A 13797-nucleotide genomic window follows, 5' to 3' on the forward strand; every position below is an offset into this window, starting at 1 on the left:
GGGGGGATAGGAATGTTCAAATTTAACGAGGAGAAGGGCCAATTGAAGTGTTCTTTCTGCGGTAAGTCCCAGGAACAAGTTCGTAAGCTGGTCGCGGGACCAGGCGTATATATATGTGATGAGTGCATCGAGCTCTGCACGGAGATCGTGGAGGAAGAGCTCGGTCACGAGGAAGAGATCGATCTGAAAGACATTCCGAAGCCGAAGGAGATCCGCGCGATTCTGGATCAATATGTCATCGGCCAGGATCAAGCGAAGAAGTCGTTGTCGGTTGCGGTGTACAATCACTACAAACGCATTAACAGCCAGAACAAAACCGAGGATGTCGAACTCCAGAAGAGCAACATTCTGCTTGTCGGACCAACCGGGTCCGGGAAGACTCTGCTTGCGCAGACAATGGCCAAAATTTTGAATGTACCGTTTGCGATTGCGGACGCCACGTCGTTGACCGAAGCCGGATATGTCGGCGAAGATGTCGAGAACATTTTGCTGAAGCTGATTCAGGCTGCGGATTACGATGTGGAGAAGGCAGAGCGGGGCATCATTTATATCGACGAGATTGATAAGGTGGCGCGCAAGTCCGAGAACCCTTCGATTACGAGAGATGTATCCGGGGAAGGCGTACAGCAGGCGCTCCTCAAGATTTTGGAAGGAACGGTTGCCTCGGTGCCGCCTCAAGGCGGACGCAAGCATCCGCATCAAGAGTTTATCCAGATTGACACGACGAATATTTTGTTCATTTGCGGCGGCGCGTTCGACGGGCTGGAGCAAATTATTAAGCGCCGTGTCGGCAAGAAGATTATCGGCTTCAATGCGGACGGAATGCAGAAGGATCTGAAGGCGGGCGAGTACTTGTCGTTGACGCTCCCGGAAGACCTGCTCAAATTCGGTCTCATTCCGGAATTCGTCGGCCGCTTGCCGGTCATCTCGACCTTGGAGCCATTGGATGAGAATACGTTGGTCCGCATCTTGAGCGAGCCGAAGAATGCGCTGACGAAGCAGTATCAGAAGCTGCTGGAGATGGACAACGTGAAGCTCGAATTTGAACCGAGTGCGCTGGAAGCCATTGCTCTGGAGGCGATCAAGCGGAATACGGGAGCACGCGGACTTCGTGCCATTATCGAAGGCATCATGCTGGACGTAATGTACGAAGTGCCGTCGCGGGATGATATTTCGACCTGCGTCATTACCGAGCAAGTCGTGCGCGAACGAATGATTCCGGAACTGACGACGGATAAGAAGCAGGAGGAAAGCGCCTAATCGGCGCTTTTCCGTCCGTTTCCGGCATGGGAGAGAATGATATGTATTTGCGACATCAGACAAGACCTGTACAAGTAGGCAACGTTACGATTGGCGGAAGCAATGACGTCATCATTCAGAGCATGTGCACCACGAAGACGGCGGACGTTCAGGCGACTGTAGCCGAGATTCACCGGCTGGAAGAAGCGGGATGCCAGGTCGTGCGCGTCACGGTGAACAATGAAGAAGCCGCGGAAGCGATCAAGGAGATCAAGAAGCAGATCTCGATACCGCTTGTCGCGGATATTCATTTCGACTATCGCCTGGCGTTGAAGGCGATTGAGAACGGCATCGACAAGGTCCGCATCAACCCGGGCAATATTGGCCGCCGTCACAAAGTCGAAGCCGTCGTCCAAGCATGCAAAGAACGGGGAATTCCGATCCGGATCGGCGTCAATGCCGGTTCATTGGAACATCATCTGCTGGAGAAATACGGGTATCCAACGCCTGAAGCGATGGTTGAGAGCGCGCTGTTTCATATCGGAATTTTGGAAGAGCTGGATTTCCACGATATTATCGTATCGCTCAAGGCTTCGGACGTGCCGATGGCCATTGCTGCTTACACGAAGGCTGCGGAAGTCATTCCTTACCCTCTTCATCTGGGAATTACGGAAGCCGGAACGCTATTCTCCGGGACGATCAAGAGCGCTGCCGGTCTCGGCGCGTTGCTCTCGCTTGGCATCGGCTCTACCGTGCGCGTCAGCTTGAGCGCCGATCCGGTCGAGGAAGTGAAGGTGGCCCGCGAATTGCTCAAATCGTTCGGGCTGATCTCGAATGCGGCGACGCTGGTTTCTTGTCCGACCTGCGGACGTCTGGACATCGATCTGTTCTCGATTGCCAATGAAGTTGAAGAATATATATCGAAGATCAAGGTGCCGATCAAAGTATCGGTGCTCGGATGCGCCGTTAACGGGCCAGGCGAGGCTCGCGAGGCAGATATCGGCATTGCCGGGGCGCGCGGCGAGGGATTATTGTTCCGGTACGGAGAGATGATCCGCAAAGTGCCTGAATCGGAAATGGTCGCGGAATTGAAAAAAGAAATCGATTATATTGTCGCGGAGTACGAGCGGACCGGTCAGATTCCGGGGCGCAAGCATTAAGCGAATCGATATACAGAGAAGCCGGCGTATCTTACGCCGGCTTCTTGTTCGTATGTACGGACTAGACGGCGCTCTCGCTGGCGGACACGGCCGCGCCGCTATCGTGCGAGACGGAAGCGGAGGCCTTCTTCGCTTCGCCCATGGAGCTCGTTCCATTGAATTGCCCGCCATCCTTAATAATGAAGGCGGAGCAGGTTGCATTGCCGTTCAGTTGGCCGGTCGATTCGATGAGGAGGGAGCCGGAGGCAATCACATCACCGGTCAGCGAGCCGGCGATAACGACGCTCACTCCTTCCACGTCAGCGAAGACAACGCCCGTCTCCCCAATCGTAATATTGCGGCTGCAGCGGATCGAGCCGCGAATGCGCCCCTCTATCCGGAGATCCGTCTCGCAATCTACCGTTCCTTCCAATGTAGTTGCCTGACCGATTAACGTGTCAGTACCAGGCGATCTTTTTTCATTTCTGGAAAACATGTTTCTGCCCCTCTCTTATCCTGTCATCTGACATTTTTCTACTTATCTCCGGGTCCGATATAGATGGCGGGATCGACCGCCTCTTCACCTTGGCGGACCTCGAAATGCAGGTGAGCCCCGGTGCTTCTGCCAGTCGAGCCCATCTTGCCGATCCTCTGCCCTTTATTCACCTGCTCTCCGGAACGGACGCTGCGCTCGCTGAGATGGAGATAACGGGTGGTCAGCGATGAACCGTGATCGATGATAAGGTAGTTGCCCTTCATCTTGTCGAAATTCGAGGCGATGACTTTGCCGTCTGCCGCGGCGTAGACGGGATCGCCCTTGTCCCCTCCAATATCCAGGCCGGCATGGAACGCGCTGCCTCCATAGAACGGGTCGGAGCGGCTGCCGAAGCGAGACGTAATATAGATGCTGTCCGTCGGCCAGAATGTAGGGGTGGAATCGAGCCGCTGCTTGAATGTCTCCGCTTGCGCCAACAGGGCGGGAATTGTTGTCATCCAGTCTCGCCATGTCGCTTCCATCCGGCGTAACTGCCGATGCGTATCTGCCAACGAATTCGAGGGAACAGTCAGCGGATAAAGGCGGGAATCAGAGGGCTGCGCATCATCGGACAGCTTCTGAATATATTCACCGCCCACAGGAAGCTGGCCGGCTTCGCCGAACGAATATGTTTTGCCGGAGGAAGAGCCTGCCGGCGACGGTACCGCTTCTCCGGAGACGCGCAAGTAATGCTGCAGCTGCTGCTCCCACTGCGCGACTTGATCCATTCGCTCCTTCATCCGGTTCGATTCGGTCATAAGCGCGGATAATTGGCGGCGGGCGGTCGCAAGCTGCTCCTGCTTCTCGGTGATATCTGATTCCAGCTTCGCTTGCTCCGCGCGCATGGTATGCAACGATGCCGTCTGGGCGATGAAAAGAATTATCGCTGCCGTAATCGATACAATGATCGCAATGCCGGCAACCGTGATGAGCAGCGCCGGAATGCTGAATTGAACCGCCGGGCGATCAGCCCCGCGAATCAGCATCCATGTCCAACGCTGGCTGCGCTTCGTAGACATATTGCACTATCCTCCTGAGATGGATAATCGGGAAAACAAAACGATCTTCTACAACACTCCTATTGTACATGAGCAGCAGTTAAATGTAACCAATTTCTTGGCAAGTTTTGACGATTGTTCACGATATAACAGATATTTGCCTTGCAGGGAGCTTATCATTTCTCATTCCCTCATCGGCAGCCACTTATAATGCATCCGGCTAAGGGTAATACTACCAAGTATTGAACTTTACCGGATTTCTTGCGCCATGGGGCTGCTACGGGAGGATGAAACTATGAATTTAAGTATTATATTGATGTTGATTAACGCGTTTTTTGCCGTTGTAATCGGGATATATTTCTGGAATCTGCTGCGCAACCAGAAGGGCAACCGGACTGCTGTCGACCGCGAATCGAAAAAGGAGATGGATAAGCTGAATAAGCTGCGTTCCATCTCGTTGACGAAGCCGTTGGCGGAGAAGACGAGACCGACAACGCTGAACGACATCGTCGGACAGCGTGACGGGTTGAAGGCGCTCAAGGCCGCGCTATGCAGCTCGAATCCGCAGCATGTAATCGTGTACGGCCCGCCCGGCGTCGGCAAGACGGCCGCTGCCCGCGTCGTGCTGGAGGAGGCCAAAAAGAATCCAAGCTCTCCATTTACGAAGGAAGCCAAATTCACCGAGATCGATGCGACGACCGCCCGGTTCGACGAGCGGGGAATCGCTGATCCGCTTATTGGTTCCGTTCATGATCCGATCTATCAGGGAGCCGGAGCGATGGGCGTCGCCGGCATTCCCCAGCCGAAGCCGGGCGCCGTCACGAAGGCGCATGGGGGCATGCTGTTCATCGATGAGATTGGCGAGCTGCATCCGATTCAGATGAATAAGCTGCTGAAGGTGCTGGAGGATCGAAAAGTATTTCTGGAGAGCGCCTACTACAATTCGGAGGATTCCAATATTCCGACTTATATCCATGACATTTTCCAAAACGGCCTTCCGGCCGATTTCCGCCTCGTCGGCGCGACGACCCGTTCCCCGCAGGAGCTGCCTCCTGCGCTGCGTTCCCGCTGCATGGAGGTGTATTTCCGCCCGCTGCTGCCTGCGGAAATTGAGTCGATTGCGGAGCATGCAGTGCGCAAGATTGGATTTCCGCCGTCCGAAGCTGCGGTCAATATGGTGAAGCGCTATGCCACGAACGGCCGGGAAGCGGTCAACATGATCCAGCTCGCTGCCGGTCTTGCGATGTCGGAGGGGCGTTCGGCCATTGAAGGCGCCGATGTGGAATGGGTCGCGAACAGCAGCCAGATTCCGCCGCGTCCGGACAGAAAGGTACCAGCCGAGCCGCAGATTGGCCTGGTGAACGGGTTGGCTGTCTACGGACCGAACATGGGCGCCCTGCTGGAGATTGAGGTGAATTCGATTCGGGTCAAAAACGGCACCGGCACCTACACGATTACCGGCGTTGTCGATGAAGAGGAACTGGGGGGCGGCAGCCGCACCCTGCGCCGCAAAAGCATGGCTAAAGGCTCGGTGGAAAATGTGCTTACGGTGCTGCGCAGCCTCGGCTACGAACCGTCCAATTACGATCTGCATATCAATTTCCCGGGAGGATCGCCGGTTGACGGCCCGTCGGCCGGGGTAGCAATGGTTATTGCCATCGCGTCCTCGATGAATGAGTGGCCGGTAGACAACAAGCTGGCGATGACCGGGGAGATCAGTATCCATGGCCGGGTCAAGCCGGTTGGCGGCGTGCTGGCGAAGGTGGAAGCAGCCTTCCAGGCCGGTGCGACACGCGTGCTTATCCCGAAGGAGAACTGGTTGGAAATATTCGCCGATCTGGAGGGAGGGCTCCAGGTCATTCCGATGGAGCATGTGGACGAAGCGTTCGCTCATACCTTCGGCCATGTGATGGAGGAGGGGGCGCATCCGGCGGCGAAGCCATATGAACGGGCAGCAGGGACGGCGATGCCGCTGCTTCATGCGGAAGCATCCGAGAAGGGGGCCCATCCTGATTCGAAGGGATGAGGGCAGGAAATTGGAGTTTTGCTTGAACATTTGATAAAATATTGGTTACATGTGTAATTACAACAAGCATAACCATGGGGGTGCGATCGATGGGGCTTAAACCTATAAAAAGTCGGCGTCTGCCTCTTCTGCCGCTGAGAGGATTGCTCGTATACCCGAGCATGGTGCTTCATCTTGATGTCGGGCGTGACAAATCGGTCAAGGCGCTGGAGCAGGCCATGATGGAGGATCAGATGCTGCTGCTGTGCTCCCAGTCCGAGGTTAGCATCGAAGAGCCGTCTCAGGAAGACATCTATCGCATTGGAACGATAGCCAAGGTGCGCCAAATGCTTCGTCTGCCGAACAGCACCATCCGGGTGTTGGTCGAAGGCGTAGAGCGTGCGGAAATCGCAGAATATGTCCCGAATGACGAATATTACGAGGTCCACGCGACTCCGCTGCAGGATGAAGATCACGGGTCATCATCCGAGACCGAAGCCTTGATGCGAATGGTATTGACTCAGTTCGAGAACTATGTCCATATGTCGAAGAAAGTGACGCCGGAGACGCTGACGGCCGTGACCGATATTGCGGAACCGGGGCGTCTGGCGGATGTCATCGCCAGCCATCTCCCGTTGAAGATGAAGGATAAGCAGGAACTGCTCGAGACCGTCTCTGCTGCCGAGAGGTTGAATAAGCTGCTCCAAATGCTGAACAATGAGAGTGAAGTGCTGGAGCTGGAGAAGAAGATCAACCAGCGCGTCAAGAAGCAGATGGAGAAGACGCAGAAGGAATATTACTTGCGGGAGCAAATGAAGGCGATTCAGAAGGAGCTCGGCGACAAAGAAGGGCGTGCAGGCGAGATCGAAGATCTGCGCTCCCAGCTGGCTGAGCTGGAAGCTCCCGACAAGGTAAAGGACAAAATCCAGAAGGAAATCGATCGTCTGGAGAAAATGCCTTCCACTTCGGCGGAAGGATCGGTAATCCGCAACTATATTGACTGGTTATTCCTTATTCCATGGTCCAAGCGCACGGAAGACGATCTTGATCTCCGCAAGGCGGAATCCATCTTGGATGAAGATCATTACGGGCTCGACAAGCCGAAGGAGCGGGTACTGGAGTACTTGGCCGTGCAGCAGATGGTGAAGCGGATGAAGGGTCCGATCCTGTGTCTGGTTGGGCCTCCGGGGGTCGGGAAGACCTCGCTTGCCCGCTCCATCGCCAAGTCGCTTGGGCGCCAGTTCATTCGTATCTCGCTGGGCGGCGTGCGCGATGAAGCGGAGATCCGTGGCCATCGGCGCACCTATGTGGGTGCGATGCCGGGACGCATCGTGCAAGCGATGAAGAATGCCGGGACGATGAATCCGGTCCTGCTGCTGGACGAGATCGACAAGATGGCCTCCGATTTCCGCGGAGATCCGGCTTCCGCCCTGCTAGAGGTGCTGGATCCGGAGCAGAACAATGCGTTCAGCGATCACTTTGTCGAATTGCCGATCGATTTGTCTCATGTTATGTTCGTCACGACAGCCAATGCAGTACATAATATTCCGCGTCCGCTGCTGGACCGGATGGAGATGATCTCCCTCTCAGGCTATACAGAGCTGGAGAAGCTCGAGATAGCGGCCCGCCATCTGCTGCCGAAGCAGAAGCGGGAGCATGGATTGGAGGAAGGCCAGCTGCATGTCGAAGAAGGCGTCGTGCGCCGGGTCATCCGGGAATATACCCGGGAGGCGGGCGTAAGGCAGCTGGAACAGCAGCTAGCCGCGCTATGCCGCAAAGCCGCGCGCATGATTGTATCGGAAGGCGCAACGGAAGTGACGATTCAAGCTGATGAGCTGACCGGCTATTTGGGTGTTCCTAAATACCGTTATGGCCTGGCGGAGCAGCATAACCAGGTGGGGACGGTCACCGGACTTGCTTGGACCGAGGTGGGCGGCGACACACTCAATGTCGAAGTGAGCGTCGTGCCGGGCACCGGCAAGCTGCTGCTGACCGGTAAGCTGGGAGACGTGATGAAGGAATCCGCCCAGGCGGCGTTCAGCTACATCCGTTCCAGAGCCGCCGAATTCAATCTGGAGTCCGACTTCCATGAGAAGGCCGACATTCATATTCACGTGCCCGAAGGAGCGATTCCGAAGGACGGCCCATCGGCGGGGATTACAATGGCGACGGCTCTCGTCTCGGCGCTGACGAACCGCTATGTCTCGAAGGATGTCGCGATGACTGGGGAGATTACGCTCCGCGGCCGGGTTCTGCCGATCGGGGGCTTGAAGGAGAAGTCGCTTGCCGCCTTGCGCGCCGGCATCAAGACCGTCATTTACCCCGCCGAAAATATGCGGGACCTGAACGATATTCCGGAGAGCGTGCGCCAGGAGATGACATTCATACCGGCGGGGCACATGGATGAAGTGCTGCAGCATGCCTTGCTGGAGCAATAAGGGCAGGTAAGCCCAGTCCTAGGCCATCGCGCAGCGGGAGCCTCAAAAGAGGTGGCCCAGGAGCAGGCCGAGGAAGCGATGAACGCATATTTATCCTAATTGATGAATAGTCGAATATAGGCGCTCGCGCCATCACGTACCGTCCGGCACCAATCCGGACGGTATTTTTCGGTACCGAAGCTGCGCGGCTACTACACTCTATGGGGCTTGTCGCCCAGAAAGCCGACTGCTTCTCTTCAACCTCTATTCAACCTCTTATGGCCAGTATCCCCGTGGCGCAGGAAGCCGAAGTCCCCCGCTGGCTTCTTATGACCAATATCCCCTTAGCACAGGACAGAGAAATAACTGTGGTAGTTCGTTTATAAATAGTTCTCCTTAGAAAATAGGAATGCCAAGGACAGATGTTTCGTTAAATAAACGAATGTAGGTAGGTTGGTTTACCAAATAATAACATGCGCCGTTCCGCTTGCTAACTCATCGAGAAATGCGCGAAACCGAATTGATTTGTTGGGTTGAAGGTTCTCCTGAACGTTGGGGATACCGGATAAAAGGAAGCCGTGCCCTGAGTGCCGGGGAGACTGGCCAAAAGGAAGACGTACCCTGAGAGCTGGGGAGACTGGACAAAAGGATGTTGTGCCCCTGAGTGTTGGGGAGACTGGACAAAAGGAAGCCGTGCCCTGAGTACCGGGGAGACTGGCCAAAAGGATGTTGTACTCTTGAGTGTTGGGGAGGCTGGCCAAAAGGATGCAGCACCCCCTGAGCGCAAGGGAGACTTCACATAAGGAAGCCAGTGGGTGGGCACAAGAGCACAGGTTGCACGGTTAGAATCAGCCCAACCACGTGATTGGGGCTGCATAATCATGTTTTAGGGCTGCTGCCTGAAGTGGCAGCCTTCAGGCAGGGCAATCCGGATTCGCTTCGCAAGGAGGCGCTTTGTGCAGAGTCGTTGAAGTAGTGTACAATAGAGGCACGATTAAGACAGATATACATCGTTAAGGGAGCACGGAATATGAAGATTACGAATGCTGAATTTATTATTAGCGCGGTCGGTCCGGCCCAATATCCGGACGACGGTTTTCCGGAGATCGGTCTTGCTGGCCGTTCCAATGTGGGGAAGTCGTCCCTCATTAATAAGATGATTATGCGTAAAAATCTGGCCCGTACCAGCTCGCAGCCGGGCAAGACTCAGCAGCTTAACTATTACCGGATTAATGATAGTATGTACTTCGTCGACGTCCCGGGATACGGCTATGCCAAAGTGTCCAAAGTACAGCGCGCCGCTTGGGGCAAAATGATTGAGGCTTACTTCCGCGAACGCGACGCACTGCGGCTCGTAATGCTCGTCGTCGATCTGCGGCATCCGCCTACCGAGGACGATTGCATGATGCACCAGTGGCTGACCCATTATGAGGTGCCGGTCGCCGTCGTCGCCACGAAGGCGGATAAAGTGTCGAAGAGCCGCTGGCCCAAGCATTTGAAGCAGGTTCGGACAACACTCGGCCTGGACGCGGATACGCCGCTTGTTCTGTTCTCAGCTGAGACCGGTCAGGGCCGGGAGGAGTTGTGGGATATCATTCTGTCTCATCAATCGTCCGGGGAGACGGAGCAAGAGGATTTGCATCCGGATGAATAATTATGCACGCCGGCTGGATAGGCTATTGCCCAAAAAATCGGTGAGCGCATGAGGGAGACTGCGCTGGAACAGTTATTTAGTGAGGATCATGGGAGAAATATTGGCTCAATTCCGGCTGATTGCGTTTTTTTCAAAAATCCACTCGTATTTGGCGGCTTGTAAACAGGAATTCATATTAGCGCTGTAGTATAATAAGGGTATGATTTTCATGCAGTAAAAACGAATTAAGGAGAGTTTGTATGGCTCGGCGGTTAGCCACAGAGTATGTGAAAGCCAGTTTGCAGTTGACGGAAGCTCAGTTGACCCGATTTTTACAGTCGCTTGCCCTGTATTCCGTTGGGGTAAAAGTATTGGAGAACGGCAATCAAGAGGTAGTTCTTGAGGACGGCCAGGGTGATGAGATTACCTTCCTGTTCGAGAAGCAAGGCAATCGGTATGTCTGTGTAACGTCTTGCCGCTTGGTTCATCCGAAATTGACGCAAGTGATGCATAAGCTTGTGGCGACATTCCGTGGCGAAGCGGTAGTCAATCGCATCTTTGCCGGATTTACGATGACTTATTATTATGAAGACGGTGCAGTACGCAAGATTGAAGAACGGAAGCAGCAAGAGTCGCGTATCATTTACGAGCATAAGGATACCGTGCGCGACCTGCAGAAGATGTTCCAGAAGAACGGCGTGGAGCTTCGCATCGATTCCTTGCAGAAGCAGGTGAATATGTTGTTGGATGAGCGGAATCAGGCGGATTCCACCGAATTGGTCCAACACATCGACGCGCATTTAAGCCGTCTCGCACATCAATTGTTCATACTTGAAGCATAGAAGCATACGATCAAGGGATCATCTGCTGAAGACCCTGCGTTCCTTATGGGAGTGCAGGGTTCTTTTGTACTTGCAGGAAGAACGGATGACCGTACTACAGCAGGATGACAAGCTGCCGAAAAAAAGGGTTGCATTTATGTGCGGAAGATGTTATTTTTAATCTCGTTGAAAACAATATAGGAACCAGGATTCACTCAGGACATTGCATGTTGCGAGAGATTTTTCCCTCGAGAAGTGAATGACGTAGGTCCTAGCGGATGAAATTTTTACAACATTTTATTCCTAGGAAGGGGGAACCGAAAGATGGAATACTCAACTTTCGGAAGACACGTTGCTGTTGACACATGGGGAGTCGACTTTGATTTGCTGAATAATGCGGAATATTTGCAGACCCAGCTGGTTGAAGCCGCCGAGGCGTGTGGAGCAACCGTCTTGTCCGTTCAATCCAAGCAGTTTGAACCACAAGGGGCAACCGTCCTTGTCATGTTGTCTGAAAGTCATCTTTCTATCCACACATATCCTGAACGTGGATTTGCAGCCATCGATTGTTACACTTGCGGCGAGACCGTCGATCCGCAGTTGGCCATTGATTACCTGGTCTCTGTATTGAAACCGGAACGTACCTACGCCAAGAAGCTGATTCGCGGCCTCGGGGAAATGGAAGTCGTCACACCAGACATGAATGTACAGCAATTCGTATAAAATGGAAAATGGCGTTCAGCCCGTTTGCTTGCGATGATGCAGGGAACGGGTTTTTTTATTTTGCCGCAAATAACCATGGATGTCCGCATCTATGGTTATTTGTCCTTCTGCCTTCCCATACGATTAAAGTAAACCACTATGGATAGGAGAATTCGATGAGACCACGCCAATTTCGGACCGGCCCTGTCCTGGCCGTATTATTGTTTTTGCTCGTTCTGTGGCCTGCCATCCAGTTGTATGGAATGTTGAAGCCGTCCCACACTTCATCCGATCCGCTAACGATGCTGTATGAGGTTGCCCAGTTCCAGATTAGCTTATGGCAAGGAACGATGCAGGAGGCGAAGCGGTACGAGTCGACCGCTCCGCTGAATAAAGTGAAACTGGTCGCCTATTCGGCCAACTATACACATGAACGGCTTGTCCGGGCAGTTGGCGGCGACCGGCTGGCCCCGCTTCCCGGTCTAAGCCGGTTCGTCGAATTCATCACGGTCCTGCAGATTAGCGGCGATCGGCAATTGACCGATCTGGAGCGGGAGGTTCTCGAGCAGGCGGCCGCCATCGCGCCTCAGCTATCGGATTGCTACTCCGGCCTGCTTCATTCGTCAGGCAAGATTATCGGTTCGAAGAACGAGGCCCTTCAAGCGGCCGATCAGCGCCTCGCCGAGACGCTGGAGCATTACTTCCATCCTGAATAGCAATCAATCATTTTGCGTGACATCCCTCGCAAGGAATGATAGTATAAGGTTCGCACGGGAAGTACAGACTAATTTTGACATGCATTTCATAATATCTTCAAATTACGCTCCGACGGGCATGTTCAACTATGTTATAATGATTATCAATTGATAATATTCAAAATTTTATCAAAAGCAGGTGAATGGGCAATGCACATCGTGGTCGTCGGCATGAATTATCGTACGGCGCCTGTGGAGATACGGGAGAAGTTCGCGCTGCCGGAGAAGGATTGGCAAGAGGCCATCCGGCAACTGCGGAACACGAAGAGCGTCATGGAATGCGTGATGGTGTCGACATGCAACCGCACTGAAATGTACGTTGTCGTCGATCGTCTGCATATGTGCGGTTATTTCATCCGCAGCTTCATGGAGCAATGGTTCGGAATTCCAAGGCAGCAATTTACGCCTTACTTATATATATATGAAGACGATCAAGCGGTGGAGCATTTGTTCCGGGTCACATCGGGTCTCGATTCGATGGTTATCGGCGAGACACAGATCTTGGGGCAGATTCGTTCGGCCTTTTTGTTCGCGCAGCGGGAAGGAACGACCGGCACCTGGTTCAATACGCTGTTCAAGCAGGCCATTACGATGGCCAAGCGGGCCCATGCCGAGACGAACATCAATGACAATGCGGTCTCGGTCAGCTATGCCGCGGTCGAGCTGGGCAAGCGCATTTTCGGCTCCTTCCAGGGCAAGAAGGTATTGATTCTCGGAGCGGGCAAGATGAGCGAGTTGACCGTTAAGCATCTGTATTCGAACGGCGCGGCCGAAGTGATGGTCGTGAACCGCACGTTCTCGCGCGCCCGGGAGCTGGCCGAGCAATTCCATGGCCGGGCCGGGACGCTAGAGGATGCCGGGAAGTTCCTCCGAGACGCGGATATTGTAATCAGTTCGACCGGAGCCCAGGAGTACATCATGACGGCCCAGGATGTGGAGCGGGTGATGAAGCTGCGCAAATCGCGTCCCCTCTTCCTGATTGACATCGCCGTGCCGCGGGATCTCGATCCCGAGATCGGCGGCGTGTCGAATGTGTTCCTGTACGACATCGATGATCTGGAAGGCATCGTGGAGAGCAATCTGGAGCAGCGCCGCAAGGAAGCCGCCAAGATTGAAGCGATGATTGCCAGCGAGCTGGATGAATATCGCCAATGGCTGAAGATGCTTGGCGTGACGCCGGTCATCCGCGCCCTGCAGACGAAGGCGGAGCGTATCCATCAAGATACGCTGGAGAGCCTGTTCAACAAGCTTCCGGACTTGTCCGAGCGGGAGGCGAAGCTGATTCGCCGTCTCACGAAGAGCATGCTGAACCAGATGATGCATGATCCGATCTTGCAGCTGAAGGAGCTTGCTGCAGAGAAGAACGGGGAAGAGGCGCTTCATCTGTTTACCCAACTGTTCGCCCTGGAAGAGACGATGGTTGCTTCTGAGCCGGACAAGGGAACGAAGCGGGAATCTGCCGCGCTTTCCTCCCGGCGCGATGAAGAGCCGGAACGAACCAAGCCGGTTCTGTCATGGGCCGCGGTAACTTGGTAGACGGCGTTCAGGAGGCG

At 54.3% G+C, this 13797-nt stretch carries 11 protein-coding genes; 9 read left to right on the plus strand and 2 right to left on the minus strand.

Annotated features, from left to right (window positions below; translation table 11 throughout):
* The first annotated feature begins 12 nt into the window (after nucleotides 1-12).
* Together clpX and ispG are read left to right on the plus strand one after the other, a co-directional pair.
* Nucleotides 13-1260 carry an ATP-dependent protease ATP-binding subunit ClpX gene (gene clpX, locus FLT43_RS24065; RefSeq protein ID WP_087441157.1) on the plus strand — a complete coding sequence of 416 codons (1248 nt, stop codon included), beginning with the start codon at nucleotides 13-15 and terminating at the stop codon, nucleotides 1258-1260.
* 41 nt (nucleotides 1261-1301) lie between these two features.
* Complete coding sequence (gene ispG / locus FLT43_RS24070; RefSeq protein ID WP_087441156.1) at nucleotides 1302-2399, plus strand: flavodoxin-dependent (E)-4-hydroxy-3-methylbut-2-enyl-diphosphate synthase; 1098 nt, start codon at nucleotides 1302-1304, stop codon at nucleotides 2397-2399.
* 61 nt (nucleotides 2400-2460) lie between these two features.
* On the opposite strand, the gene FLT43_RS24075 is transcribed toward ispG, so the two are convergent.
* Both FLT43_RS24075 and FLT43_RS24080 read right to left on the minus strand, forming a co-directional pair.
* Nucleotides 2461-2874 carry a bactofilin family protein gene (locus tag FLT43_RS24075; RefSeq protein ID WP_087441155.1) on the minus strand — a complete coding sequence of 138 codons (414 nt, stop codon included), beginning with the start codon at nucleotides 2872-2874 and terminating at the stop codon, nucleotides 2461-2463.
* 38 nt (nucleotides 2875-2912) lie between these two features.
* A complete protein-coding gene (locus tag FLT43_RS24080) occupies nucleotides 2913-3932 on the minus strand; it encodes a M23 family metallopeptidase (protein ID WP_087441154.1) in 1020 nt (339 codons plus the stop codon).
* A 274-nt stretch (nucleotides 3933-4206) separates the two neighbouring features.
* Between FLT43_RS24080 and lonB the strand changes: the two genes are divergently transcribed.
* The 7 genes from lonB to hemA all read left to right on the plus strand — a co-directional run bounded on the left by lonB (nucleotide 4207) and on the right by hemA (nucleotide 13780).
* On the plus strand, nucleotides 4207-5937 hold the full coding sequence (lonB, locus tag FLT43_RS24085) for an ATP-dependent protease LonB (RefSeq protein WP_087441153.1): 1731 nt from the start codon (nucleotides 4207-4209) through the stop codon (nucleotides 5935-5937).
* An 89-nt stretch (nucleotides 5938-6026) separates the two neighbouring features.
* Complete coding sequence (gene lon / locus FLT43_RS24090) at nucleotides 6027-8354, plus strand: endopeptidase La (RefSeq protein ID WP_087441152.1); 2328 nt, start codon at nucleotides 6027-6029, stop codon at nucleotides 8352-8354.
* A 1009-nt stretch (nucleotides 8355-9363) separates the two neighbouring features.
* Entirely contained in the window at nucleotides 9364-9987 is a 624-nt protein-coding gene (gene yihA / locus FLT43_RS24095; RefSeq protein ID WP_087441150.1) for a ribosome biogenesis GTP-binding protein YihA/YsxC, read from the plus strand.
* A 239-nt stretch (nucleotides 9988-10226) separates the two neighbouring features.
* Nucleotides 10227-10808: a non-ribosomal peptide synthetase module gene (locus FLT43_RS24100; protein ID WP_087441149.1), complete on the plus strand. Its 582-nt coding sequence runs from the start codon at nucleotides 10227-10229 to the stop codon at nucleotides 10806-10808.
* 303 nt (nucleotides 10809-11111) lie between these two features.
* Complete coding sequence (gene speD / locus FLT43_RS24110) at nucleotides 11112-11510, plus strand: adenosylmethionine decarboxylase (protein WP_087441148.1); 399 nt, start codon at nucleotides 11112-11114, stop codon at nucleotides 11508-11510.
* 155 nt (nucleotides 11511-11665) lie between these two features.
* Nucleotides 11666-12205 (plus strand): S-adenosylmethionine decarboxylase, encoded by a 540-nt coding sequence (locus FLT43_RS24115; RefSeq protein ID WP_087441147.1) that lies wholly within the window; start codon nucleotides 11666-11668, stop codon nucleotides 12203-12205.
* A 189-nt stretch (nucleotides 12206-12394) separates the two neighbouring features.
* A complete protein-coding gene (gene hemA / locus FLT43_RS24120) occupies nucleotides 12395-13780 on the plus strand; it encodes a glutamyl-tRNA reductase (RefSeq protein ID WP_087441146.1) in 1386 nt (461 codons plus the stop codon).
* Nucleotides 13781-13797: the final 17 nt, after the last annotated feature.

The sequence above is a fragment of the Paenibacillus thiaminolyticus genome, assembly GCF_007066085.1.
Taxonomy (GTDB): domain Bacteria; phylum Bacillota; class Bacilli; order Paenibacillales; family Paenibacillaceae; genus Paenibacillus_B; species Paenibacillus_B thiaminolyticus.